This window comes from Streptomyces sp. AF1A (genome assembly GCF_047340315.1).
GTDB lineage: Bacteria > Actinomycetota > Actinomycetes > Streptomycetales > Streptomycetaceae > Streptomyces.
Genome location: NZ_JBLEBI010000101.1, coordinates 1 through 23,860 on the forward strand (window position 1 = coordinate 1; position 23,860 = coordinate 23,860).

General features: G+C 71.9%; 22 protein-coding genes and 1 pseudogene. 18 read left to right on the plus strand and 5 right to left on the minus strand.

Annotated features, from left to right (window positions below):
• The coding region (locus ACLU3S_RS23780; protein WP_413953971.1) for a Tex family protein at nucleotides 1-2,190 on the minus strand (2,190 nt) is incomplete at its 3' end.
• A gap of 262 nt (nucleotides 2,191-2,452) precedes the next feature.
• On the opposite strand from ACLU3S_RS23780, the gene ACLU3S_RS23785 reads away from it, so the two are divergent.
• Nucleotides 2,453-3,103, plus strand: coding sequence for a DJ-1/PfpI family protein (locus tag ACLU3S_RS23785; protein WP_413953972.1), 651 nt, complete (start codon nucleotides 2,453-2,455; stop codon nucleotides 3,101-3,103).
• Here the strand turns inward: ACLU3S_RS23785 and ACLU3S_RS23790 are convergent.
• Nucleotides 3,075-3,830, minus strand: a complete 756-nt coding sequence (locus tag ACLU3S_RS23790) for an enoyl-CoA hydratase/isomerase family protein (protein WP_413953973.1) — start codon at nucleotides 3,828-3,830, stop codon at nucleotides 3,075-3,077. The two genes, ACLU3S_RS23785 and ACLU3S_RS23790, sit on opposite strands and share 29 nt — an antisense overlap.
• A 299-nt stretch (nucleotides 3,831-4,129) precedes the next feature.
• Between ACLU3S_RS23790 and ACLU3S_RS23795 the strand changes: the two genes are divergently transcribed.
• Nucleotides 4,130-4,624 (plus strand): ATP-binding protein, encoded by a 495-nt coding sequence (locus ACLU3S_RS23795; protein WP_413953990.1) that lies wholly within the window; start codon nucleotides 4,130-4,132, stop codon nucleotides 4,622-4,624.
• A gap of 6 nt (nucleotides 4,625-4,630) precedes the next feature.
• Here ACLU3S_RS23795 and idi read toward each other — a convergent pair whose 3' ends face one another.
• The 3 genes from idi to galE all read right to left on the minus strand — a co-directional run bounded on the left by idi (nucleotide 4,631) and on the right by galE (nucleotide 7,584).
• Nucleotides 4,631-5,224: an isopentenyl-diphosphate Delta-isomerase gene (gene idi / locus ACLU3S_RS23800; RefSeq protein ID WP_413953974.1), complete on the minus strand. Its 594-nt coding sequence runs from the start codon at nucleotides 5,222-5,224 to the stop codon at nucleotides 4,631-4,633.
• Nucleotides 5,225-5,410: 186 nt separating this feature from the next.
• Nucleotides 5,411-6,352 carry a cation diffusion facilitator family transporter gene (locus tag ACLU3S_RS23805; RefSeq protein WP_413953975.1) on the minus strand — a complete coding sequence of 314 codons (942 nt, stop codon included), beginning with the start codon at nucleotides 6,350-6,352 and terminating at the stop codon, nucleotides 5,411-5,413.
• Between the two features lie 260 nt (nucleotides 6,353-6,612).
• Nucleotides 6,613-7,584, minus strand: coding sequence for a UDP-glucose 4-epimerase GalE (galE, locus tag ACLU3S_RS23810; RefSeq protein ID WP_413953976.1), 972 nt, complete (start codon nucleotides 7,582-7,584; stop codon nucleotides 6,613-6,615).
• 266 nt (nucleotides 7,585-7,850) lie between these two features.
• Between galE and ACLU3S_RS23815 the strand changes: the two genes are divergently transcribed.
• From ACLU3S_RS23815 to ACLU3S_RS23890, 16 genes and pseudogenes are all read left to right on the plus strand, one after another.
• Nucleotides 7,851-9,638: a DUF5941 domain-containing protein gene (locus ACLU3S_RS23815; RefSeq protein ID WP_413953977.1), complete on the plus strand. Its 1,788-nt coding sequence runs from the start codon at nucleotides 7,851-7,853 to the stop codon at nucleotides 9,636-9,638.
• Complete coding sequence (locus tag ACLU3S_RS23820; protein ID WP_413953978.1) at nucleotides 9,635-10,387, plus strand: sugar phosphate nucleotidyltransferase; 753 nt, start codon at nucleotides 9,635-9,637, stop codon at nucleotides 10,385-10,387. Before ACLU3S_RS23815 ends, ACLU3S_RS23820 begins: the two co-directional genes overlap by 4 nt.
• A complete protein-coding gene (locus tag ACLU3S_RS23825; RefSeq protein WP_413953979.1) occupies nucleotides 10,375-11,436 on the plus strand; it encodes an iron-containing alcohol dehydrogenase family protein in 1,062 nt (353 codons plus the stop codon). Before ACLU3S_RS23820 ends, ACLU3S_RS23825 begins: the two co-directional genes overlap by 13 nt.
• Complete coding sequence (locus ACLU3S_RS23830; RefSeq protein ID WP_413953980.1) at nucleotides 11,414-12,193, plus strand: CDP-alcohol phosphatidyltransferase family protein; 780 nt, start codon at nucleotides 11,414-11,416, stop codon at nucleotides 12,191-12,193. Before ACLU3S_RS23825 ends, ACLU3S_RS23830 begins: the two co-directional genes overlap by 23 nt.
• Nucleotides 12,194-12,201: 8 nt before the next feature.
• The gene (locus ACLU3S_RS23835) at nucleotides 12,202-13,074 is read left to right on the plus strand and encodes a glycosyltransferase family 2 protein (protein ID WP_413953991.1); all 873 of its coding nucleotides are present in this window, start codon (nucleotides 12,202-12,204) and stop codon (nucleotides 13,072-13,074) included.
• Nucleotides 13,075-13,129: 55 nt separating this feature from the next.
• Nucleotides 13,130-14,059 carry an ABC transporter permease gene (locus ACLU3S_RS23840; protein WP_413953981.1) on the plus strand — a complete coding sequence of 310 codons (930 nt, stop codon included), beginning with the start codon at nucleotides 13,130-13,132 and terminating at the stop codon, nucleotides 14,057-14,059.
• Entirely contained in the window at nucleotides 14,052-14,852 is an 801-nt protein-coding gene (locus tag ACLU3S_RS23845) for an ABC transporter ATP-binding protein (protein WP_413953982.1), read from the plus strand. The genes ACLU3S_RS23840 and ACLU3S_RS23845 overlap by 8 nt, the downstream gene beginning before the upstream one ends.
• Nucleotides 14,853-15,213: 361 nt before the next feature.
• Nucleotides 15,214-16,110: a squalene synthase HpnC gene (gene hpnC, locus ACLU3S_RS23850; RefSeq protein WP_413953983.1), complete on the plus strand. Its 897-nt coding sequence runs from the start codon at nucleotides 15,214-15,216 to the stop codon at nucleotides 16,108-16,110.
• Nucleotides 16,107-17,069 carry a presqualene diphosphate synthase HpnD gene (gene hpnD / locus ACLU3S_RS23855; RefSeq protein WP_413953984.1) on the plus strand — a complete coding sequence of 321 codons (963 nt, stop codon included), beginning with the start codon at nucleotides 16,107-16,109 and terminating at the stop codon, nucleotides 17,067-17,069. The genes hpnC and hpnD overlap by 4 nt, the downstream gene beginning before the upstream one ends.
• A complete protein-coding gene (locus ACLU3S_RS23860) occupies nucleotides 17,069-17,323 on the plus strand; it encodes a DUF6380 family protein (RefSeq protein WP_413953985.1) in 255 nt (84 codons plus the stop codon). Before hpnD ends, ACLU3S_RS23860 begins: the two co-directional genes overlap by 1 nt.
• Nucleotides 17,320-18,747, plus strand: coding sequence for a hydroxysqualene dehydroxylase HpnE (hpnE, locus tag ACLU3S_RS23865; RefSeq protein WP_413953986.1), 1,428 nt, complete (start codon nucleotides 17,320-17,322; stop codon nucleotides 18,745-18,747). The genes ACLU3S_RS23860 and hpnE overlap by 4 nt, the downstream gene beginning before the upstream one ends.
• A gap of 71 nt (nucleotides 18,748-18,818) precedes the next feature.
• Nucleotides 18,819-19,883, plus strand: coding sequence for a polyprenyl synthetase family protein (locus tag ACLU3S_RS23870; RefSeq protein ID WP_413953992.1), 1,065 nt, complete (start codon nucleotides 18,819-18,821; stop codon nucleotides 19,881-19,883).
• A gap of 109 nt (nucleotides 19,884-19,992) precedes the next feature.
• Nucleotides 19,993-22,017, plus strand: coding sequence for a squalene--hopene cyclase (gene shc / locus ACLU3S_RS23875; RefSeq protein ID WP_413953987.1), 2,025 nt, complete (start codon nucleotides 19,993-19,995; stop codon nucleotides 22,015-22,017).
• 1 nt (nucleotide 22,018) lies between these two features.
• A complete protein-coding gene (locus tag ACLU3S_RS23880; RefSeq protein WP_413953988.1) occupies nucleotides 22,019-22,708 on the plus strand; it encodes a 1-hydroxy-2-methyl-2-butenyl 4-diphosphate reductase in 690 nt (229 codons plus the stop codon).
• Between the two features lie 5 nt (nucleotides 22,709-22,713).
• Entirely contained in the window at nucleotides 22,714-23,736 is a 1,023-nt protein-coding gene (gene hpnH, locus ACLU3S_RS23885) for an adenosyl-hopene transferase HpnH (protein ID WP_413953989.1), read from the plus strand.
• Between the two features lie 4 nt (nucleotides 23,737-23,740).
• Nucleotides 23,741-23,860: pseudogene (locus ACLU3S_RS23890) on the plus strand (4-hydroxy-3-methylbut-2-en-1-yl diphosphate synthase); the annotation flags it as partial.

The following is a 23,860-nucleotide window of genomic DNA, read 5'->3' on the forward strand; positions in this document are numbered from 1 at the left end:
CGCCTCGTCGTCCAGGCGCAGGGTCAGCGCGATCCGCTTGCGCGGGATGTCCACGTCGAGCACCTTCACCTTGACGATGTCCCCCGGCTTGACCACGTCCCGCGGATCCTTGACGAACGTCTTCGACATCGCCGAGACGTGCACCAGGCCGTCCTGGTGGACGCCGACGTCCACGAAGGCGCCGAAGGCGGCCACATTGGTGACCACGCCCTCCAGGACCATCCCGGCGGACAGGTCCGAGATCTTCTCGACGCCCTCCTTGAAGGTGGCCGTCCGGAACGCCGGACGCGGGTCGCGGCCCGGCTTCTCCAGCTCCTTCAGGATGTCCGTCACCGTCGGCAGACCGAACGTGTCGTCCACGAAGTCGGCGGGCCGCAGCGAGCGCAGCACGCCCGTGTTGCCGATCAGCGAGGCCACCTCCTGGCCGGTGGTCTTCACCATGCGGCGGACCACCGGGTACGCCTCGGGGTGCACGCTGGACGCGTCCAACGGGTCCTCGCCGCCGCGGATGCGCAGGAAGCCCGCGCACTGCTCGTACGCCTTCGGGCCCAGCCGCGCCACCTTCTTCAGCTCGGAGCGGGACCTGAACGGGCCGTTCGCGTCCCGGTGCGCCACGATGTTCTCGGCGAGGCCCGAGGAGATGCCCGACACCCGGGCGAGCAGCGGCACGGACGCGGTGTTGACGTCCACGCCGACGCCGTTCACACAGTCCTCCACCACCGCGTCCAGCGAGCGGGACAGCTTCACCTCGGACAGGTCGTGCTGGTACTGGCCGACGCCGATCGACTTGGGGTCGATCTTCACCAGCTCGGCCAGCGGGTCCTGCAGCCGCCGGGCGATGGAGACGGCGCCGCGCAGCGACACGTCCATGTCCGGCAGCTCCTGCGAGGCGTACTGCGAGGCCGAGTACACCGACGCGCCGGCCTCCGACACCATCACCTTGGTGAGCTTCAGCTCCGGGTGCTTCGCGATCAGTTCACCGGCGAGCTTGTCGGTCTCGCGGGAGGCCGTGCCGTTGCCGATGGCGATCAGCTCGACCGCGTGCTCCCTGGCGAGCCGCGCCAGCTTGGCGAGCGCCTCGTCCCACTTGTTGGCCGGGACGTGCGGGTAGATCACATCCGTGGCGACGACCTTGCCGGTCGCGTCCACCACGGCCACCTTCACGCCCGTGCGGAAACCGGGGTCGAGGCCCAGCGTCGCACGCGTGCCGGCCGGGGCGGCCAGCAGCAGGTCGCGCAGGTTGGCGGCGAACACGTTCACCGCCTCGTCCTCCGCGGCCGTGCGCAGCCGCAGCCGCAGGTCGATGCCGAGGTGCACCAGGATGCGGGTGCGCCAGGCCCAGCGGACCGTGTCGGTGAGCCACTTGTCAGCGGGACGGCCCCGGTCGGCGATCCCGAACCGGTGCGCGATGATCCCCTCGTACGACGACGGGCCCTCCGTGGGCTCCTCCGGCTCCAGGACGAGGTCGAGGACCTCCTCCTTCTCGCCGCGCAGCATCGCGAGGATCCGGTGCGAGGGCAGCTCGGTGAACGGCTCGGCGAAGTCGAAGTAGTCGGCGAACTTCGCGCCCGCCTCCTCCTTGCCCTCCCGCACCTTCGCGGCCAGCCGCCCGCGCACCCACATGCGCTCGCGCAGCTCGCCGATCAGGTCGGCGTCCTCCGAGAACCGCTCGGTCAGGATCGCCCGGGCGCCGTCCAGCGCCGCCTGCGGATCGGCGACGCCCTTGCCGGCGTCGACGAACGCGGCGGCGGCCGCGAGCGGCTCCACCGCCGGGTCGCTCAGCAGGCCCTCCGCCAGCGGCTCCAGTCCCGCCTCGCGCGCGATCTGCGCCTTGGTGCGCCGCTTGGGCTTGTAGGGGAGGTAGATGTCCTCCAGCCGCGCCTTGGTCTCGGCGCCGCGGATCCGGGCCTCCAGCTCCTCGGTGAGCTTGCCCTGCTCGCGCACCGACTCCAGGATCGCGCTCCGCCGCTCCTCCAGCTCCCGCAGGTAGCGCAGCCGCTCCTCGATCGTGCGCAGCTGCGCGTCGTCGAGCATCTCGGTCGCTTCCTTGCGGTAGCGGGCGATGAAGGGCACCGTCGAACCGCTGTCGAGCAGTTCCACCGCGGCCTTCACCTGCCGCTCCCGTACGCCGAGCTCCCCGGCGATCCTGCCTTCGATGGATCCTGCTTCGATGGATCCGGGTGTCGTCACGATCCCGTACCGCCTTCTCCACTGAGGTTGCGCGGCAATTGTGGCAGGTGACACCGACAACCGGGGATCAGGGCGGCACGTGGCGGGCCGCCGGGTCGGCACGGGGCCGCCGGGTCCTGTCGGCCCGGCCCGGGTTGCTCCGCGGCGCGCCGTGGAACACCCGCATGGGAGAAAAGGTGGGAAACCCGTCGTTGCGGCCATCCCCGGGCCCGCCGAGTACCGCAGGCGGTTCCGCCCCGCTCCCGAACCGAAAGGACCCGCCATGCAGATCGCCGTCGTCCTCTACGACCGTTTCACCGCCCTCGACGCCGTCGGCCCCTACGAGAGCCTCTCCCGCCTCCCCGGCGCCGAGACCGTCTTCGTCGCCGAGCGGCCCGGACCCGTGCGCACGGACACCGGTGCGCTCGGGATGGTCGCCGACCGGCCCCTGACCGAGGTCACGCGTCCCGACGTGGTGGTCGTCCCGGGCGGTCCCGGGCAGAGCGCCCTGATGGAGCACCGGCCGCTGCTGGACTGGCTGCGCGCCGTCGACGCCACCAGCGTCTGGACCACCTCGGTGTGCACCGGCTCGCTGCTGCTCGCCGCCGCGGGGCTGCTCGACGGCCGCCGCGCGACCAGCCACTGGCTCGCCCGCGACCAGCTGCGGCGCCTCGGCGCCGAACCGGTGGAGGAACGGGTGGTGTTCGACGGCAAGTACGTCACCGCCGCCGGGGTCTGCGCGGGCATCGACATGGGTCTGGCCCTGTCCGGCCGGATCGCGGGCGACGAGCACGCCCAGGCCGTCCAGCTGGCCCTGGAGTACGACCCCCGGCCGCCCTACGACGCGGGCTCCCCGCACAAGGCGCCGGCGCACATCGTCGACATGCTGCGGGCCCGCAGCCGCTTCATCCTGACGCAGGAACCGTCCAGCTGAACCGCGGCTGCCGGCGCTCCAGGAACGCGGCGACGCCCTCCGCGGTGTCGCCGCTGCCGCGCGCCTGCTGCGCCCAGTGGGCCTCCCGGTCGGTGCGGCCGTCCGCGAACTCCTTGGCGGCGGCCTGGGTGAGCTGCGAGCGGGACGCCAGGGTGCGGGTCAACTCGGCGACCCGCTTGTCCAGTTCGCCCTCGGGCAGGACCTCGTCCACCAGACCGGTGCGCAGCGCCCTGTGGGCGTCGACCAACTCGGCGGAGAACAGCAGGTACTTCGCGGTGGCCGGGCCAACCAGCGACACCAGGCGCCGGGTGGAGGAGGCGGGGTAGACGATGCCGAGCCTCGCCGGGGTCACCCCGAACAGGGCGCCCTCCTCCGCGAGCCGCAGGTCGCAGGCGGCAGCGAGCTGCGCACCGCCGCCCACGCAGTGCCCGCGCACCGCGGCGAGGGTCGGCTTGGGGAACGCGGCCAGCGCCTCCTCGGCCGCCACCGCGAGCCCCTGCGCCTCCCCGGACGAGCCCTGGAGCGTGGAGATGTCCGCGCCGGCGCAGAAGGTCCCGCCCTCCCCGGTCAGCACCAGAGCCCGTACGCCCGGATCGCGCGCGAAGCGGTCCAGCAGCGGCGGCAGGGCCCGCCACATCGCGGCCGTCATGGCGTTGCGCTTGGCCGGATGGCGGATCACGACGGTGGCGACCGAGTCGGTGACCCGGTGGGACAGCTGCGGCTCCATGCGCCGGATCGTATCCGCCCGCCGTCGGAGTCACGACGCTGCCTCCGGCGGGGGCCAAACGGTGAGAGCGGCGCCCATTTCCCGACCCGGGCCGGCCCCACACCTGACCCCTACCGCCCAGGCGGTCCGCGAACCGGCGTCCGGGCGACAGGAACAGTCCGACACGTGACCTTGTCATACCCAGTCGATCAGAAACCGCTCGATACCCGCTGACTTGTGTTCAGGCATCCGGACGGGAGCGGTTGGTTACCAACACTCGACGTGTGGTGACAATCGAGCGCGAGGGTGGCGACCGGACCATGGACAACCACGGGCGCGGGGACGGCCCGCGCCCAGCGGGGGGCGCCGAGCGGCTGCCTGATCCCTTGCCGTACGAGGGCGTCTGGCGGTTCACCGCCGCAGCGGTGGACGCCTCGGTCCCGCAGGCCCGGCACGCCGTACGGGACCTGCTGCTGCGCCAGGGCGTGCCGGTCTCCGACGACCTGGTGCACGGGCTGCTGCTGATCGTCTCCGAACTGGTCACCAACGCGGTCAAGCACGCGGCGCTGCTGTCGCCGATGCTGGCCGTGGAGGTCGCCGTCGGGGCCGAGTGGGTGCGGGTGTCCGTGGAGGACAACCACCCCTATCGCCCGACCGCGCTGGAGGCCGACCACGCCCGGACCGGGGGACGGGGGCTGCTGCTGGTGCGCGAGGTGGCCAGAGAGGCGGGCGGGGCGGTCGACGTGGAGCACACGGCGAGCGGCGGCAAGGTGATCTGGGCCGCCCTGCCGCTCAAGCCCGCCCGGCTGCCGTAGCCGAGGTCACCAGCCCGCGGACGGGCCCGTCAGCTCCCTGATCGCCGGGCGGGCCGCGTCCAGCACGGTCATGAACCAGGACGAGAAGGTGTCTTCGGCGTGCCGCCCGGCCAGCTCGGCCGCCGTGACGAAGGCGACCTGGGCGACCTCCTCCGGGTCCGGCACGAGCGGCGCCTGCACCAGGCCGACGAAGAGATGGTTGTACTCCTGCTCCACCAGGCCCGAGGCCGGGTCCGGGTGGTTGTAGCGGACGGTGCCCGCCTCGGCGAGCAGCGAGGGGGACACGCCGAGCTCCTCGTGCGTGCGCCGGGCCGCCGCCGCGAACGGCGCCTCGCCGGGGTAGGGGTGGCCGCAGCAGGTGTTGGACCACACACCGGGGGAGTGGTACTTGCCGAGCGCTCGCTGCTGCAGCAGCAGGCGGCCCTGCTCGTCGAAGAGGAACACCGAGAACGCCCGGTGCAGCTGCCCCGGTGGCTGGTGGGCGGCGAGCTTCTCCGCCGTGCCGATCGTCACGCCCTTCTCGTCGACCAGTTCCAGCAAAATCGCCTCTGCGGTGCCGTTCGACGAGCTGTGCGTCGCGGTGGCAGGTGTGATCGGCATACCCATCCTTCGCCTCGGTCTTCGCACCCCAAGTCTGCCGTACGAATCCGGCACTCCCGGCACTTCCCGGCACGCCCGCATGTCCGCGCGCGGCGCGGCACCGGAAGTCGGACCCGGTGGATCATCGTGCCCGGTGAGCCGCGGCCAGAACCGTCCGGGGTGGGCTCGAACGGATGAGCGCGGGCGTCAGTGGCACAGCCGGGCCTCGTGCTCCGCGTGCCCGCCCGGCTCCAGCTGGAAGGTGCAGTGCTCCACGTCGAAGTGGTCGCCCAGGCAGCCCTGCAGCTCGTGCAGCATCTTCTCGTTCCCGATGGCGTTCAGCACCTCCGAGCTGACCACGACGTGCGCCGAGAGGACCGGCATGCCCGAGGTGATCGTCCAGGCGTGCAGGTCGTGCACGTCCTCCACGCCGTCGAGGGCGAGGATGTGCGCCCGCACCTGGACCATGTCGACGTTCTTGGGCGCCGCCTCCAGCAGCACGTCCAGCGTCTCGCGCAGCAGCTTCAGCGTCCTCGGCACGATCATCAGGCCGATGACCAGCGAGGCGATCGGGTCGGCGGTCTGCCAGCCGGTGGTCAGGATCACCGCGGCCGAGATCAGCACCGCCAGGGAGCCCAGTGCGTCCGCGGCCACCTCGAGGAAGGCGCCGCGCACGTTCAGGCTCTCCTTCTGCCCGCGCATGAGCAGCGTCAGGCTGACCGAGTTCGCGACCAGGCCGATCAGGCCGAAGACGACCATCAGGCCGCCGCGGGTCTCGGCGGGCGCGATGAACCGCTGGACGGCCTCGTACAGGACGTATCCGCCGACGCCGAGCAGCAGCAGGCAGTTGGCGAGGGCCGCGAGGATCTCGGCGCGGGCGTAACCGAAGGTGCGGTTGGTGCTGGACGGCCGGTTCGCGAAATGGATCGCGAACAGGGCCATGCCGAGTCCCACCGCGTCGGTCGCCATGTGCGCGGCGTCCGCGAACAGCGCGAGGGAGTTCGCGACGAGACCGCCGGCGAACTCGACCACCATGATCATGAGGGTGATGCCCAGCGCGATCCGCAGCCGGCCACGGAACGCCGCCGCGGCCGTACCCGTGGGCGGCGCGTGCGTGTGCGTATGACCGTGGTCGTGCCCAGCCCCCATGGCAACCGTCCTTCCGCGTTCGGTCCGAGAGGCCAGTGAACTACGGCCGGGGGGTGGCGGGCAATGCGGCACTGAACACCGTTGTCATGTGCCGTGACCTGCGAAAACGATCTGCTGGTCAGGACGCCGAAGGGACCGGCGCGTCGCCGGGGCGGCGCGGCCCGGCCACAGGCGGCCGTTGCTCGCCGGTGACCTCCGCGGCGACGGCGGCCGGCTCGCGTGTGACGGCGTTTTCACGTCGGCGGACGCGAGCCGGCGGCTCACCGGCCGTGGTGCAGTTGCCAGCCCTGCCAGGCCGACTCCACCATCTCGCGCACCCCGCGCCGGGCTCGCCAGCCCAGGGTCGCGGCGGCGCGATCGGCCGAGGCGACGGCCCGTGGCGCGTCGCCGGGGCGGCGCGGCTCGACCACGGGCGGCCGGCGGTCGCCCGTGACCTCCGCGACGACGGAGATCATCTCGCGCACGGAGACGCCCTCGCCCCGGCCGATGTTCAGGGTGAGGTCGCCCGGCCGGGCCGCGTCGGTGAGGTGGCGCGCGGCCGCGAGGTGGGCCTCGGCGAGGTCGGCCACGTGGATGTAGTCCCGGATGCAGGTGCCGTCCGGGGTCGGATAGTCGTCGCCGAAGATCCGCGGGGCGTCGTCGCGGGTGAGCCGGTCGAAGACCATCGGCACGATGTTGAACACGCCCGTGTCCGCGAGTTCCGGCGCGGCCGCGCCCGCCACGTTGAAGTAGCGCAGGCACACCGTCGAGATCCCGTGCGCCCGCCCCGCCGCGCGCACCAGCCACTCGCCGGCCAGCTTGGTCTCGCCGTACGGGTTGACCGGCGCGCACGGGGTGTCCTCGGTGATGAGGTCCACGTCCGGATTGCCGTACACCGCCGCCGACGAGGAGAACAGCAGCCGGCGGACGCCCGCCCCGGTCATCGCGTCCAGCAGCGTGGCGAGGCCGCCCACGTTCTCCCGGTAGTAGCGGGTGGGCTCGGCCACCGACTCCGCGACCTGCTTGCGCGCTGCCAGGTGCACCACGCCCGTCACGCCGTACTCCGCGCAGACCCGCCCCAGCAGGTTCCCGTCCAGCGCCGAGCCCCGGACGAGCGGGACGCCCGCGGGCAGCCGGTCCGCCACCCCCGCCGACAGGTCGTCCAGCGCCACCACGCTCTCACCGGCGCCGGCCATGGCGCGTGCCACATGCGCCCCGATGTAACCGGCTCCGCCGGTGATCAGCCACGTCATGGTCGTCCACCTTATGCGGCCCCGGCGCCTGTCCCGGTTGCCCGGATCTGCGCCGACGGGTTTGTGGGCCGGGCCCCGCATCCCCGATGATGATCGCGGCAACGGCCGGGGCCGCCACCGTGAGCCGGTCCGTGAACGGCCGGTGAACACGGGCTTCGGCCCATCCGATAGCCTCTGCCGACATGCCGCCCGGGTGCCGTAGGCAGGGGCGCCCCACCACGCAGAAGACCGGCGCCCGCGCGCCGGCACCCAGGGAGTGAGTTCGGTTGTCGACCGCCATCGTGACCGGTCAGCCGGTCCCCGGATCGTCGCTCGAGAACGATCTGCGGTCCCTCGGCTTCGACGTCCGGCCGGCGGCGAGCGCCTCCGAGGCCGAGTCCCTGATCGCCGCCGCCCCGGCCGGCGACCGGCTGGCCGTGGTGGACGCCCGCTTCGTCGGCCACCTGCACGCCCTGCGCCTCGGCCTGACCGACCCGCGCTTCCCGCTCGCCGCGATCCCCGGCGCCGTCACCGCCCAGCCGGCCGCACGGCAGGCGCTGACCCGCGCCGTGGCCCGCGAGACCTCCACCGGCGGCGGCACCGCGCTCGCGGTGGACAGCCTCGCCGACCGCATCGTCACCGCCCTGGACGCCGACGGCTGCGAGGTGCACCGCCCCGAGCTGGGCAGTCTGGTCGCCGCGGTCCCCGATGACCCGCAGGCCCGCAACGAGGCACGGCAGGCCGTCGCCGCCGTCGACGACGAGGCCGTACGCCTGAAGTCGGCCGTGAAGTCCCGCGACGGCTTCTTCACCACGTTCTTCATCAGCCCCTACTCGCGCTACATCGCCCGCTGGTGCGCCCGCCGCGGCCTGACCCCGAACCAGGTCACCACCGCCTCGCTGCTCACCGCGCTGATCGCGGCCGGCTGCGCCGCCACCGGCACGCGCGCCGGCTTCGTCGCGGCCGGCGTGCTGCTGATCGCGTCCTTCGTGCTGGACTGCACCGACGGCCAGCTCGCCCGCTACGCCCTGAAGTACTCCACGCTCGGCGCCTGGCTCGACGCCACCTTCGACCGGGCCAAGGAGTACGCCTACTACGCCGGCCTCGCGTGGGGAGCGGCCCGGGGCGGCGACGACGTATGGGCCCTCGCGCTCGGCGCCATGATCCTGCAGACCTGCCGGCACGTGGTCGACTTCTCCTTCAACGAGGCCAACCACGACGCCACCGCCAACACCAGCCCCACCGCCGCGCTCTCCGACAAGCTGGACAGCGTCGGCTGGACGGTGTGGGTGCGCAGGATGATCGTGCTGCCGATCGGCGAGCGCTGGGCGATGATCGCGGTCCTGACCGCGGTCACCACCCCGCGGATCACCTTCTACGTCCTCCTCGTCGGCTGCGCCCTCGCGGCGTGCTACACCACCGCCGGGCGTGTGCTGCGCTCCGTGACGCGCAAGGCGCGGCGCACGGACCGGGCGGCCCAGGCGCTCGCAGACCTCGCCGACAACGGCCCGGCCGCCTCCCTCGTGGCCCGCTCCACGCGCGTCCGCCTCGGCTCCCCGCTCGTGGTGGCGCTCGCCGGTACGGCCGTCCTCGCGCTGTCCCTCTTCTCCGGCGTGACCTGGGCCCCCGTGGCCGGCGCCGTCGTCTACGCCCTCGCCTCCGGCCAGGCGCTGCGCCGCCCCCTCAAGGGCGCCCTCGACTGGCTGGTCCCCCCGCTCTTCCGGGCCGCCGAATACGGCACCGTCCTGGCCCTGGCGGTCCATGCGCACGTGAACGGAGCCCTTCCTGCGGCTTTCGGCCTGGTGGCGGCCGTCGCCTACCATCACTACGACACGGTGTACCGCATCCGCGGCAACGCCGGAGCGCCCCCGGCCTGGCTGGTGCGCTCCATCGGGGGGCAGGAGGGGCGGACCCTGCTCGTCACGGTCCTGGCCGCGGCGCTCACCGCCTCGCAGTTCAAGGCCGCGCTCACGGTCCTCGCCGTGGCCGTCGCCCTGGTGGTGCTCGCCGAGAGCATCCGCTTCTGGGTGTCCGCTGGGGCGCCCGCCGTACACGACGAAGGAGAAACCGCATGATCGGCCTCGTGCTGGCGGCCGGCGCCGGCCGGCGTCTGCGCCCCTACACCGACACCCTGCCCAAGGCACTGGTGCCGGTCGGGCCCGCCGGCATAGAGGGCGAACCGACGGTCCTGGACCTGACGCTCGGCAACTTCGCCGAGATCGGCCTGACCGAGGTCGCGGTCATCGTCGGCTACCGCAAGGAGGCCGTGTACGAGCGCAGGGCGGCCCTGGAGCGGAAGTACGGCCTCAAGCTCACCCTCATCGACAACGACAAGGCCGAGGAGTGGAACAACGCCTACTCCCTGTGGTGCGGCCGTGACGCACTCAAGGACGGTGTGATCCTCGCCAACGGCGACACCGTCCACCCGGTCTCCGTCGAGAAGACCCTGCTCGCCGCGCGGGGCGAGGGCAAGCGGATCATCCTCGCGCTGGACACCGTGAAGTCCCTCGCCGACGAGGAGATGAAGGTCGTCGCCGACCCCGAGAGGGGCATGACGAAGATCACCAAGCTGATGGACCCCGCCGAGGCGACCGGCGAGTACATCGGTGTCACCCTGATCGAGGGCGACGCCGCCCCCGAACTGGCCGACGCGCTGCGGGCGGTCTGGGAGACCGACCCCCATCAGTTCTACGAGCACGGCTACCAGGAGCTGGTCAACCGGGGCTTCCGGATCGACGTCGCGCCGATCGGCGACGTCAAGTGGGTGGAGATCGACAACCACGACGATCTCGCCCGCGGACGGGAGATCGCGTGCCAGTACTGACACGGCTGATTCCCTCGCCGGTGGTCGTGGACATCCGCTCGGGTGCCCTGGACGACCTGGCCTGCGTCCTCGCCGACGAGCGCATCGCGCAGTCGGGCCGGCTCGCGATCGCCGTCAGCGGCGGCTCCGGCTCGAAGCTGCGCGAGCGCATCGCCCCCTCGCTGCCCGGTGCCACCTGGTACGAGGTCGGCGGCGGCACCCTCGACGACGCGATCCGGCTGGCCGGCGAGATGAAGTCCGGCCACTACGACGCGGTGGTCGGGCTCGGCGGCGGCAAGATCATCGACTGCGCCAAGTTCGCCGCGGCGCGCATCGGCCTGCCGCTGGTCGCCGTGCCGACGAACCTCGCGCACGACGGCCTGTGCTCGCCGGTCGCCACCCTCGACAACGACGCGGGCCGCGGCTCCTACGGCGTGCCCAACCCGATCGCGGTCGTGATCGACCTGGACGTCGTCCGCGAGGCGCCGGCGCGCTATGTCCGGGCCGGCATCGGCGACGCGATCTCGAACATCAACGCGGTCGCGGACTGGGAGCTGTCCAACCGGGTCAACGGCGAGAAGATCGACGGTCTCGCCGCCGCCATGGCCCGCCAGGCGGGCGAGGCGGTGCTGCGGCATCCCGGCGGCATAGGGGACAACGAATTCCTCCAGGTGCTCGCCGAGGCGCTGGTCCTCAGCGGCATCTCGATGTCGATCTCCGGCGACTCCCGCCCGTCGTCCGGCTCCTGCCACGAGATCAACCACGCCTTCGACCTGCTGTTCCCCAAGCGGGCGGCCGCCCACGGCGAGCAGTGCGGACTGGGCGCGGCCTTCGCGATGTACCTGCGCGGGGCCCACGAGGCGTCCGTCCACACGGCCCGAGTGCTGCGCAGGCACGGACTTCCGGTGCTGCCGGAGGAGATCGGCTTCACCGTGGACGAGTTCGTCCGGGTCGTGGAGTTCGCTCCCGAGACCCGGCCCGGCCGCTACACGATCCTCGAACACCTCGACCTCAAGCCGAACCAGATCAAGGACACCTACGCCGACTATGTCAAGGCCATCGGTAGCTGAACTCCGTCCGGTCGTCCACCCCGCGGGGGTGAAGGACCGGCGCAGCGGTGAGCACTGGATGGGGCGCCTCTACATGCGAGAGGTGTCCCTGCGGATCGACCGCTACCTGGTCAACACCAGGGTCACGCCCAACCAGCTCACGTACCTGATGACCGTCTTCGGGGTCCTCGCGGCCCCGGCACTGCTGGTCCCGGGGATCCCGGGCGCCGTGCTCGGCGTGGTGTGCGTCCAGCTGTATCTGCTGCTGGACTGCGTCGACGGCGAGATCGCGCGCTGGAAGAAGCAGTACTCGCTGAACGGCGTCTACCTCGACCGGGTCGGCGCCTACCTCACGGACGCCGCGGTGCTCACCGGCTTCGGCCTGCGCGCCGCCGACCTGTGGGGCACCGGCCGCATCGACTGGCTGTGGGCCTTCCTCGGCACCCTCGCCGCGCTCGGCGCGATCCTGATCAAGGCGGAGACCGACCTGGTCGGCGTCGCCCGGCACCAGGGCGGGCTGCCGCCGGTCAAGGAGGCCGCCGCCGAGATGCGCACCTCCGGCATGGCGCTGGCCCGCCGGGCCGCCGCCGCGCTGAAGTTCCACCGGCTGATCCTCGGCATCGAGGCGTCCCTGCTGATCCTCGTGCTCGCCGTCGTCGACCAGGTGCGCGGCGACCTGTTCTTCTCCCGGCTGGGCGTCGCCGTCCTCGCCGGCATCGCGCTGGTGCAGACCCTGCTGCACCTCGTGTCCATCCTCGCCTCCAGCAGGCTGAAGTGAGCACCGCCATGCGGGTCGGCGCCGTCGTCATCACCATGGGCAACCGGCCCGAGGAGCTGCGGGCCCTGCTCGACTCCGTCGCCCAGCAGGACGGCGACCCGGTCGAGGTGGTGGTCGTCGGCAACGGCTCGCCCGTCCCGGACGTCCCCGAGGGCGTGCGCACGATCGAGCTGCCCGAGAACCTGGGCATCCCCGGCGGGCGCAACGTCGGCATCGAGGCCTTCGGGCCCGGCGGCCACGATGTCGACATATTGCTCTTCCTGGACGACGACGGCCTGCTCGCCCGCCGCGACACCGCGCAGCTGTGCCGCGAGGCGTTCGCGGCGGACCCACGGCTCGGCATCATCAGCTTCCGCATCGCCGACCCCGAGACCGGCGAGACACAGCGCCGCCACGTGCCGAGGCTGCGCGCCTCCGACCCGATGCGCTCCTCCCGGGTCACCACCTTCCTGGGCGGCGCCAACGCGGTGCGCACCCGGGTCTTCGCCGAGGTCGGCGGCCTGCCGGACGAGTTCTTCTACGCCCATGAGGAGACCGACCTGGCCTGGCGGGCCCTGGACGCCGGCTGGATGATCGACTACCGCTCCGACATGGTGCTGTACCACCCGACGACGGCGCCCTCGCGGCACGCGGTCTACCATCGCATGGTCGCCCGGAACCGGGTCTGGCTCGCTCGCCGCAACCTCCCCGCCCTGCTGGTCCCCGTCTACCTCGGGGTCTGGCTGCTGCTCACCCTGGCCCGCCGCCCCTCCCGCCCCGCCCTGCGCGCGTGGTTCGGCGGCTTCAGGGAGGGCTGGAGCACGCCCTGCGGTCCCCGTCACCCGATGCGCTGGCGCACGGTCTGGCGGTTGACCCGACTGGGCCGTCCCCCGGTCATCTGAGAAGCTTCTTACTCGAACAGCAAGCTTCTTACCGAGAGAGTCCGGAATTCCACTCGTGAGTCACACAACGCATGACGGCGGTGTCGCGGTGAGCGCGATACCGTCGCCCGACGAGGGGCTGACGGCGGAGCAGCTGGCCGCCAAGTACGGGCTCGCCGTGAGCGGCGCCCGTCCCTCACTCGTGGAGTACGTCCGTCAGCTGTGGGGGCGGCGCCACTTCATCCTCGCCTTCTCCCAGGCGAAGCTGACGGCGCAGTACAGCCAGGCCAAGCTCGGCCAGCTCTGGCAGGTCGCCACCCCGCTGCTCAACGCGGCCGTCTACTACTTCATCTTCGGCGTCATCCTGCACGCCAGCCGTGGCCTGCCCAAGAACGTGTACATCCCGTTCCTGGTGACCGGCGTGTTCGTGTTCACCTTCACGCAGAGCTCGATCATGTCGGGCGTGCGCGCCATCTCCGGCAACCTGGGCCTGGTGCGCGCCCTGCACTTCCCCCGCGCGTCGCTGCCCGTCTCCTTCTCGCTGCAGCAGCTGCAGCAGCTGCTGTTCTCCATGATCGTGCTGTTCCTCGTGGCGATCGGCTTCGGCAGCTATCCGAGCCTGTCCTGGCTGCTGATCGTGCCGGTGCTGCTGCTGCAGTTCCTGTTCAACACCGGGCTCGCGCTGATCGTGGCCCGCATGGGCGCGAAGACGCCCGACCTCGCTCAGCTGATGCCGTTCATCCTGCGCACCTGGATGTACACCTCCGGCGTCATGTTCTCCATCAGCAAGATGATGGAGGGCCGCTCCGAGATCGCGGCCCGGCTGCTCCAGGTCAACCCGGCCGCGGTCTACATGGACCTGATGCGGTTCGCGCTGATCGACGGCTACGGCGCCTCGAACCTGCCGCCGCACGTGTGGGCCATCGCGCTGTTCTGGGCCGTGGCCGCCTTCGCCGGCGGTTTCGTGTACTTCTGGAAGGCGGAGGAGAGGTACGGCCGTGGCTGAGCAGAACACCGCAGCGGGCACCGGCGAGCGCCGCCCGACGGTCATCGCGGACGACGTGCACATCGTCTACCGGGTCAACGGCGCCAGGACCGGCAAGGGCAGCGCGACGGCCGCCCTCAGCAGGATCCTCAGGCGCGGCTCCGACGAGGCGGCGCGCGGGGTGCGCAAGGTGCACGCCGTGCGGGGCGTCTCCTTCGTCGCCTACCGCGGGGAGGCCATCGGCCTGATCGGCTCCAACGGCTCGGGCAAGTCCACCCTGCTGCGCGCCATCGCGGGCCTGCTGCCCCCCGAGAAGGGCAAGGTCTACACCGACGGCCAGCCGTCCCTGCTCGGCGTGAACGCGGCCCTGATGAACGACCTCACCGGCGAGCGGAACGTCATCCTGGGCGGTCTCGCGATGGGCATGTCCCGCGAGCAGATCAAGGAGCGCTACGAGCACATCGTCGACTTCTCCGGCATCAACGAGAAGGGCGACTTCATCACCCTGCCGATGCGCACCTACTCCTCCGGCATGGCGGCCCGGCTGCGCTTCTCCATCGCCGCCGCCAAGGACCACGACGTCCTCATGATCGACGAGGCCCTCGCCACCGGCGACCGCAAGTTCCAGAAGCGCTCGGAGGAACGCATCCGGGAACTGCGCAAGGAAGCGGGCACGGTGTTTCTGGTCAGTCACAACAACAAGTCCATCCGGGACACCTGCAACCGCGTGCTCTGGCTGGAACGCGGTGAACTGCGCATGGACGGACCGACCGACGAGGTCCTGAAGGAGTACGAGAAGTTCACGGGCAAGTAGCCCGTTTCGGCCAGGGCCCCGCCGGAACTGTTCCGGCGGGGCCCCGCGTCTGCAAAGGAAACGTCAACTCCGGCGGTCGTCAGGAATCTTGACGCCAATCGGTGTGTTGTTGTGATGTGCAGGACACCCCCCTCGAACCTCGCTGCGTTGTACAACGTAAGCTGTACCGGTCCCGGAAAGCGGCAAGTGGGGCGATAATGCGCGACACCCTGAGTCGGGGCAGCCGCGCGGATTGCCGGGCGGCGTGTCCGAAATAGTGTGTATTGGGTCGGCAGTGTAGAACGGGAGATGTGACGGCAATGGCTACGGAAACTCCCCAGCTCAACGCAGCATGTGCCGTCCCCGCCGCGGGCAGCGCCCGATGACGGCGACCGAGACGGCGCCGGACCCGGAGCGCGCCACACTCGACAAGGCCACGAGCGAGAACTTCCCCGTGGCCCCCTTCTTCCTGCCCCGGGCCTGGCGCGACGACCTCATGGCCGTCTACGGCTTCGCCCGCCTCGTGGACGACATCGGCGACGGCGACCTCGCCCCCGGCGGAGCCGACGCCCGCCTGCTCGGCGTGTCGGCCACCGAGGCCGAGAACCGTCTGGTCCTGCTCGACGCCTTCGAGGCCGACCTGCGCCGCGTCTTCGACGGCACCCCGCGCCACCCCCTGCTGCGCCGCCTGCAGTCCACCGTCCGCCGCCACTCCCTCACCCCCGAGCCGTTCCTCGGCCTGATCGCCGCCAACCGCCAGGACCAGCTCGTCACCCGGTACGAGACCTACGACGACCTCCTCGCCTACTGCGAACTGTCCGCCAACCCCGTAGGCCGCCTGGTCCTCGCCGTCACCGGCACCTCGACCCCCGAACGGATCCGCCTGTCCGACGCGATCTGCACCGCGCTGCAGATCGTCGAGCACCTCCAGGACGTCGCAGAGGACCTCGGCCGTGACCGGATCTACCTGCCCGCCGAGGACATGAAGCGTTTTCACGTCCAGGAAACGGATCTGTCCGCGAAAATCACGGGCGCATCGGTGCGCGCCCTGGTTGCATACGAGGCACAACGCGCCCGCGATCTGCTGAATGAAGGCGCCCCCCTGGTGGGTAGCGTCCACGGCAGGTTGAAGCTGCTGCTCGCAGGGTTCGTGGCGGGGGGGAGGGCGGCGATCCGGGCGATCGCCGCCGCCGAATATGACGTACTTCCCGGCCCGCCCAGACCCGGCAAGGTCCAGTTGCTGCGTGAGGTGGGCGTGATCCTGCGAGGAGAGGGGTGATCCGGACCGTGGATTCTCCGTCGCACGTGTCCGCACCGGTACTCGCCGCCTACCGCTACTGCGAGACCGTCACCGGGCAGCAGGCCCGGAACTTCGCGTACGGCATCCGGCTGCTGCCGACGGCCAAGCGCCGCGCGATGTCGGCGCTGTACGCGTTCTCGCGGCGCGTGGACGACATCGGCGACGGCGACCTGGCCGACGAGGTGAAGCTGGTGCGGCTGGAGGACACCCGGGCGCTGCTCGCCCGGATCCGCCAGGACGAGGTCGAGGAGGACGACACCGACCCGGTGGCCGTCGCCCTCACCCACGCCGCGCGCGCCTTCCCGATCCCGCTCGGCGGCCTGGACGAGCTGATCGACGGCGTCCAGATGGACGTGCGCGGGGAGACCTACGAGACCTGGGACGACCTGAAGGTCTACTGCCGCTGTGTCGCCGGTGCCATCGGCCGCCTCTCGCTCGGCGTGTTCGGCACCGAACCGGGCGCGCACGGTGCCGAGCGCGCATCCGAGTACGCCGACACGCTCGGCCTCGCCCTCCAGCTCACCAACATCCTGCGGGACGTCCGCGAGGACGCCCAGGGCGGCCGCACCTACCTGCCCGCCGACGACCTCGCCAAATTCGGCTGCTCCGCCGGGTTCCACGGGCCGACCCCGCCGGAGGGCTCCGACTTCGCGGGCCTCGTGCACTTCGAAGTGCGGCGGGCCCGCGCCCTTTTCGCCGAGGGGTACCAGCTGCTGCCCATGCTCGACCGGCGCAGCGGCGCGTGCGTCGCCGCCATGGCCGGCATCTACCGGCGGCTGCTGGACCGCATCGAGCGCGACCCGGAGGCCGTGCTGCGCGGGCGCGTCTCGCTGCCCGGCCGCGAGAAGGCCTACGTCGCGGTGCGCGGCCTGTCCGGCCTGGACACCCGGCACGTGACCCGACACGGCCCCGGGCGCTCCGTCAGGAGGCGCGCCTGATGGACCTCACCGAACCAGGAGACATGCGGCAGGCAACCCTCCGCTCCGGCGTGGCGTCCCAGACTGCGACGGTGAAGCGTGCACCGTTCACTCTGTACGACGAGCGGGTCCGCAGCGCCCCGAAGGGGCGCGGGGCTGTGTCCGACACGCAGCTACCGCCCCGTGGGCACGACCGGCCACGGCGAAGCCGCGGACGAAGGACGGCACCCCCCGGCCCCACTCGCGGAGCGCTGGTAGGGAAGGACGCACGATGAGCGAAGGCTCACGCCCCGCACAGGCCCGCACGCCCACTCCGGCAAGGGCGGGACGCAGCGCCGTCGTGGTCGGCGGCGGTCTCGCCGGCATCACCGCGGCACTCGCGCTCGCCGACGCGGGCGTCCACGTGACGCTGCTGGAGGGCAGACCCAGGCTCGGCGGCCTCGCCTTCTCCTTCCAGCGCGGCGAGTTGACCGTCGACAACGGCCAGCACGTGTACCTGCGCTGCTGCACCGCCTACCGCTGGTTCCTCGACCGGATCGAGGGCGCGGCACTGGCACCGCTGCAGGACCGCCTGGACGTGCCCGTCGTCGACGTCGCCAAGCCCGAGGGCAGGCGGCTCGGCCGGCTGCGGCGCGACCCGCTGCCCGTCCCCCTCCACCTGGGGCGCAGCCTGGCCGCCTATCCGCACCTCTCGCTCGCCGAGCGCGCCTCGGTCGGGCGGGCCGCGCTCGCGCTCAAGGGGCTCGACCTCGCCGATCCGGCCCTGGACACCCAGGACTTCGGCAGCTGGCTGGCCGCCCACGGCCAGTCGGCGCGTGCCGTCGAGGCCCTGTGGGACCTGGTCGGGGTCGCCACCCTCAACGCGGTCGCGGGCGACGCCTCGCTGGGGCTCGCCGCGATGGTGTTCAAAACCGGTCTGCTGTCCGACCCGGGCGCGGCCGACATCGGCTGGGCCCATGTCCCGCTGGGCGAACTGCACGACCGGCTGGCCCGCAAGGCGCTCGACTCCGCGGGCGTTCGTACCGAGGTCCGTACACGCGTCACCTCCGTCTCTATCAACGAAAACGGGACCTGGAGCGTTCAGGTTCCCGGCGAGACCCTCGAAACCGACGCCGTCGTCCTCGCCGTACCCCAGCGCGAGGCCCACGACCTGCTGCCGCCCGGCGCCCTCGACGCCCCCGAGCGGCTGCTCGCGATCGGCACGGCCCCCATCCTCAACGTGCACGTCGTCTACGACCGCAAGGTGCTCGCGCGCCCCTTCTTCGCCGCCCTCGGCACCCCCGTGCAGTGGGTGTTCGACCGTACCCACGCCTCCGGGCTGCGCGAGGGGCAGTACCTCGCGCTGTCCCAGTCGGCCGCGCGGGACGAGATCGACACGCCGGTCGCCGACCTGCGCGCGCGCTATCTGCCGGAGTTGGAGCGGCTGATTCCGGGTACGCGCGGCGCCGTGGTGAAGGACTTCTTCGTGACCCGGGAGCGCACCGCCACGTTCGCGCCCACCCCCGGCGTCGGGCGCCTTCGGCCCGGCGCCCGCACCAAGGCCCCCGGCCTGTACCTGGCCGGAGCGTGGACCGCCACCGGGTGGCCCGCGACCATGGAGAGTGCGGTCCGCAGCGGAGTGAGCGCGGCCGACGCGGCGCTCGGCGCCCTCGGCCGGCCCCGCCCGCGCCGTCTCTTCGCGTTCGAGGAGGCGGCCTGATGCTCGGTCAGCAGCCCCCGGCAGGGCCCCGCACCCCCGGTACCGCAACAAGAGGAGAGATTGTGCCCCCTGTGCCCCCGGCCTCGACGCCCGCGCGAGAGACCGCGGTGGACGTCACCGCGCTGCTGGAGCGCGGCCGAACCCTGGCCACACCGGTCCTGCGTGCGGCCGTCGACCGGCTGGCGCCTCCCATGGACACGGTCGCCGCCTACCACTTCGGCTGGATCGACGCCCAGGGCAACCCGGCCGACGGCGACGGCGGCAAGGCCGTCCGTCCCGCCCTCGCCGTGCTGTCCGCCGAGGTCACGGGCAAGGCTCCCGAGGTGGGCGTCCCGGGCGCCGTCGCCGTGGAGCTCGTGCACAACTTCTCGCTGCTGCACGACGACCTGATGGACGGTGACGAGCAGCGCCGGCACCGCGACACCGTCTGGAAGGTGCACGGCCCTGCCCAGGCCATCCTGGTCGGCGACGCCCTGTTCGCGCTCGCCAACGAGGTGCTGCTGGAGCTCGGCACGGCCGAGGCCGGCCGCGCCACCCGCCGGCTGACCACCGCCACCCGCGCCCTGATCGACGGTCAGGCGCAGGACATCTCCTACGAGCACCGCGACCGGGTCAGCGTCGAGGAGTGCCTGGAGATGGAGGGCAACAAGACCGGCGCGCTGCTCGCCGCCTCCAGCTCCATCGGCGCGGTCCTCGGCGGCGCGGACGACGCCACGGCCGATGCGCTGGAGCGCTACGGCTACCACCTGGGCCTGGCCTTCCAGGCCGTCGACGACCTGCTGGGCATCTGGGGCGACCCGGAGGCCACCGGCAAGCAGACCTGGAGCGACCTGCGCCAGCGCAAGAAGTCCCTGCCGGTGGTGGCCGCCCTCGCGGCCGGCGGCCCCGCCTCCGAGCGGCTCGGGGGGATCCTCGCCGCCGACGCCAAGAGCAGCGACTTCGAGAACTTCTCCGAAGAGGAGTTCGCGGCCCGCGCCGCCCTCATCGAGGAGGCCGGCGGCCGTGAGTGGACGGCCGAGGAAGCGCGCCGTCAGCACACCATCGCCATCGAAGCCCTCGACGCCGTCCACATGCCCGACCGGGTACGGGAGTCCTTCACGGCGCTCGCCGACTTCGTCGTCGTACGGAAGAGATGATCACTATCGGTCGAACCAGCCTCGCGTAGTCGCCGGCCGGTGTCGCAGGACACCGGCCGACGGCGGACCCACAGCAGCACGACTCGCACGACTGCACGAAGGGGAAGCCATGACAGCGACGACCGACGGAAGCACCGGGGCCACCTTGCCGTCCCGCGCTGCCGCGGCCAGTGACACCACCATCACCACCCCCGAGGCGGCCGGGGTACAAGAAGCCGCCGCACGCGCCGCGCAGCGCGCCACCGACTTCCTGCTCTCCCGGCAGGACGCCGAGGGCTGGTGGAAGGGCGACCTGGAGACGAACGTCACCATGGACGCCGAAGACCTGCTGCTCCGTCAGTTCCTGGGCATCCGGGACGAGAAGACCACGCAGGCCGCCGCCCTGTTCATCCGCGGCGAGCAGCGCGAGGACGGCACCTGGGCCACCTTCTACGGGGGGCCGGGCGAGCTGTCCACCACCATCGAGGCCTACGTCGCCCTGCGCCTGGCCGGCGACGCGCCGGACGCGCCACACATGGCGAAGGCGTCCGCCTGGATCCGCGAGCGCGGCGGCATCGCCGCCTCCCGCGTCTTCACCCGGATCTGGCTCGCCCTGTTCGGCTGGTGGAAGTGGGAGGACCTGCCGGAACTCCCGCCCGAGCTGATCTACTTCCCCACCTGGATGCCGCTCAACATCTACGACTTCGGCTGCTGGGCCCGGCAGACGATCGTGCCGCTCACCGTCGTCTCGGCCAAGCGCCCGGTGCGCCCGGCGCCCTTCCCGCTGGACGAGCTGCACACCGACCCGGCCGACCCCAACCCGGCCAAGCCCTTCGCGCCACTGACCAGTTGGGACGGAGCCTTCCAGCGGCTGGACCGGGCGCTGCACGGGTTCCGCAAGGTGGCCCCGCGCAGACTGCGCAAGGCCGCGATGAACTCCGCCGCCCGCTGGATCATCGAGCGCCAGGAGAACGACGGCTGCTGGGGCGGCATCCAGCCCCCGGCCGTGTACTCGATCATCGCCCTCCACCTGCTCGGCTACGACCTGCAGCACCCGGTGATGCGCGAGGGCCTCGCCTCGCTGGACCGTTTCGCCGTCTGGCGGGAGGACGGCGCCCGCATGATCGAGGCGTGCCAGTCCCCGGTCTGGGACACCTGCCTCGCCACCATCGCGCTCGTCGACGCCGGACTGCCCGCCGACCATCCGCAACTGGTCAAGGCGGCCGACTGGATGCTCGGCGAGGAGATCGTCCGGCCCGGCGACTGGGCCGTACGCCGGCCCCAGCTGCCGCCGGGCGGCTGGGCGTTCGAGTTCCACAACGACAACTACCCCGACATCGACGACACCGCCGAGGTCGCCCTCGCGCTGCGCCGGGTCAGGCACCACGACCCCGAGCGGGTGGACCATGCCATCGGGCGGGCGGTGCGCTGGAACCTGGGGATGCAGTCGAAGAACGGCGCGTGGGGCGCCTTCGACGTCGACAACACCAGCCCGTTCCCCAACCGGCTGCCGTTCTGCGACTTCGGCGAGGTCATCGACCCGCCGTCCGCGGACGTCACCGCGCACGTGGTGGAGATGCTCGCCGCCGAGGGCCTCGCGCACGACCCGCGCACCCGGCGCGGCGTCACCTGGCTGCTCGCCGAACAGGAGCCGAACGGCTCGTGGTTCGGCCGCTGGGGCGTCAACTACGTCTACGGCACCGGGTCGGTGGTGCCGGCGCTGATCGCGGCCGGCCTGCCCGGCTCGCACCCGGCGATCCGGCGGGCGGTGTCCTGGCTGGAGTCCGTCCAGAACGACGACGGCGGCTGGGGCGAGGACCTGCGCTCCTACAAGTACGCCACGGAGTGGAGCGGCCGGGGCGCCTCCACCGCCTCGCAGACGGCGTGGGCGCTGATGGCGCTGCTCGCGGCGGGGGAGAGGGACTCCAAGGCCGTCGAGAGGGGCGTCCACTGGCTGGCCGAGACCCAGCGGGAGGACGGCACCTGGGACGAGCCGTACTTCACCGGGACCGGCTTCCCCTGGGACTTCTCCATCAACTACCACCTGTACCGGCAGGTCTTCCCGCTCACCGCGCTCGGCCGGTACCTGCACGGCGACCCGTTCGAGCGGCAGTTGCTCGCCAAGAAGCCTGCCCAGCAGGGCAAGGGGGTCTGATGTGACCGGCCGGCCCGATCCGCCCCCGCTGCTGATCGCCTGCGCTCTCGGCATCGAGCACGTCGCCCTGCGCTCGGGCGACCGCGGCGTGCGGCGGAGGGGCCGGCGGTGGCCCGCGGGCGACCCGGACGGGCGGGGCGTGGACGGGCCGGTCACCTACGTCCGCACGGGCATGGGTCCCCGTGCGGCGGAACGGTCCGTCACCCGGCACCTGGCCGAGGCGGCGCTCGCCGACGCCGCCGTACTGGCCACCGGCTTCTGCGCCGGGCTGGCCCCCGGCATGCACCCCGGCGACCTGGTGGTCGCGGAGGAGACCCGGGACCCGCACGGGACCGTCCCGTGCGTCGGAACCGACCTGCTCGTCAAGGAACTCGTGCGCCTGCTGCCCGGGCGCACGGTCCACACCGGCCCGCTCACCGGCTCCGACCACGTCGTCCGCGGCTCCGAACGGTCGGCGCTGTGCGCGACCGGCGCGATCGCGGTCGACATGGAGTCGGCGGCCACGCTGCTGAGCGCCGTCCGCGCGGGCGAGCGCCCCGTGGCGGCCGTGCGGGTGGTCGTGGATGCTCCCGAACATGAACTCGTCCGGATCGGCACGCTGCGCGGTGGGATATCCGCCTTCCGCGTTCTTCGTTCCGTTCTTCCCGCTTTTTTTGAATGGCACCGTTCTTTGCTGCTCCCCCGGAGGTGAGCCAGATGGCCATGCCGCTGCGTCAGTCCATCAAGGTCGCTACATACCTGGCAGAACAGAAGCTTCGCAGGCGGGACAAGTTTCCGCTGATCGTCGAGCTTGAACCGCTGTTCGCCTGCAATCTCAAGTGCGAGGGATGTGGCAAGATCCAGCACCCGGCCGGGGTGCTGAAGCAGCGCATGCCGGTCGCCCAGGCCGTGGGCGCCGTGCTGGAGTCCGGTGCGCCGATGGTCTCCATCGCCGGCGGCGAACCGTTGATGCATCCCCAGATCGACGAGATCGTGCGGCAGTTGGTGGCCAAGCGGAAGTACGTCTTCCTGTGCACCAACGCGATGCTGCTGCGCAAGAAGATCGACAAATTCAAGCCCTCTCCCTACTTCGCCTTCGCGGTGCACATCGACGGGCTGCGCGAGCGGCACGACGAGTCCGTTGCGAAGGAGGGCGTCTTCGACGAGGCGGTGGAGGCCATCAAGGAGGCCAAGCGGCGCGGCTTCCGGGTGACCACCAACTCCACCTTCTTCAACACCGACACCCCGCAGACCATCATCGAGGTGCTCAACTTCCTCAACGACGACCTCCAGGTCGACGAGATGATGATCTCGCCCGCCTACGCCTACGAGAAGGCACCGGACCAGGAACACTTCCTCGGCGTCGAGCAGACCCGCGAGCTGTTCAGGAAGGCCTTCGCGGGCGGCAACCGCAGGCGCTGGCGGCTCAACCACTCCCCGCTCTTCCTGGACTTCCTGGAGGGCAAGGTCGACTTCCCGTGCACCGCGTGGGCGATCCCCAACTACTCGCTCTTCGGCTGGCAGCGTCCCTGCTACCTGATGAGCGACGGGTACGTGCCGACGTACCGGGAGCTCGTCGAGGAGACCGACTGGGACAAGTACGGCCGCGGCAAGGACCCGCGCTGCGCCAACTGCATGGCGCACTGCGGCTACGAGCCCACCGCCGTCCTGGCCACCATGGGTTCCCTGAAGGAGTCGCTGCGGGCCATGCGCGAGACCGTCTCCGGAAACCGGGAGTGAGGCGATGACCGCCGTTCCTCTGGGCGTTCCCGAGGTACCGGCCCGGCCCCTCGCGCCGCGGCGGCAGTCGCGGCAGATCCACGTCGGGCCGGTGCCGGTGGGGGGCGGGGCCCCGGTGTCGGTG

What these genes read in the sequence shown, in the direction of transcription:
- ACLU3S_RS23785 (WP_413953972.1), top strand. Translation starts at nt 2,453, where the DNA reads ATGCAGATCGCCGTCGTCCTCTACGACCGTTTCACCGCCCTCGACGCC.
- ACLU3S_RS23830 (WP_413953980.1), top strand. Translation starts at nt 11,414, where the DNA reads ATGTCAAGGCCATCGGTAGCTGAACTCCGTCCGGTCGTCCACCCCGCG.
- galE (WP_413953976.1), bottom strand. Translation starts at nt 7,584, where the DNA reads ATGACGTGGCTGATCACCGGCGGAGCCGGTTACATCGGGGCGCATGTG.
- ACLU3S_RS23795 (WP_413953990.1), top strand. Translation starts at nt 4,130, where the DNA reads ATGGACAACCACGGGCGCGGGGACGGCCCGCGCCCAGCGGGGGGCGCC.
- ACLU3S_RS23820 (WP_413953978.1), top strand. Translation starts at nt 9,635, where the DNA reads ATGATCGGCCTCGTGCTGGCGGCCGGCGCCGGCCGGCGTCTGCGCCCC.
- shc (WP_413953987.1), top strand. Translation starts at nt 19,993, where the DNA reads ATGACAGCGACGACCGACGGAAGCACCGGGGCCACCTTGCCGTCCCGC.
- hpnC (WP_413953983.1), top strand. Translation starts at nt 15,214, where the DNA reads ATGACGGCGACCGAGACGGCGCCGGACCCGGAGCGCGCCACACTCGAC.
- ACLU3S_RS23805 (WP_413953975.1), bottom strand. Translation starts at nt 6,352, where the DNA reads ATGGGGGCTGGGCACGACCACGGTCATACGCACACGCACGCGCCGCCC.
- ACLU3S_RS23790 (WP_413953973.1), bottom strand. Translation starts at nt 3,830, where the DNA reads ATGGAGCCGCAGCTGTCCCACCGGGTCACCGACTCGGTCGCCACCGTC.
- ACLU3S_RS23835 (WP_413953991.1), top strand. Translation starts at nt 12,202, where the DNA reads ATGCGGGTCGGCGCCGTCGTCATCACCATGGGCAACCGGCCCGAGGAG.
- ACLU3S_RS23860 (WP_413953985.1), top strand. Translation starts at nt 17,069, where the DNA reads ATGGACCTCACCGAACCAGGAGACATGCGGCAGGCAACCCTCCGCTCC.
- hpnE (WP_413953986.1), top strand. Translation starts at nt 17,320, where the DNA reads ATGAGCGAAGGCTCACGCCCCGCACAGGCCCGCACGCCCACTCCGGCA.
- hpnH (WP_413953989.1), top strand. Translation starts at nt 22,714, where the DNA reads ATGGCCATGCCGCTGCGTCAGTCCATCAAGGTCGCTACATACCTGGCA.
- idi (WP_413953974.1), bottom strand. Translation starts at nt 5,224, where the DNA reads ATGCCGATCACACCTGCCACCGCGACGCACAGCTCGTCGAACGGCACC.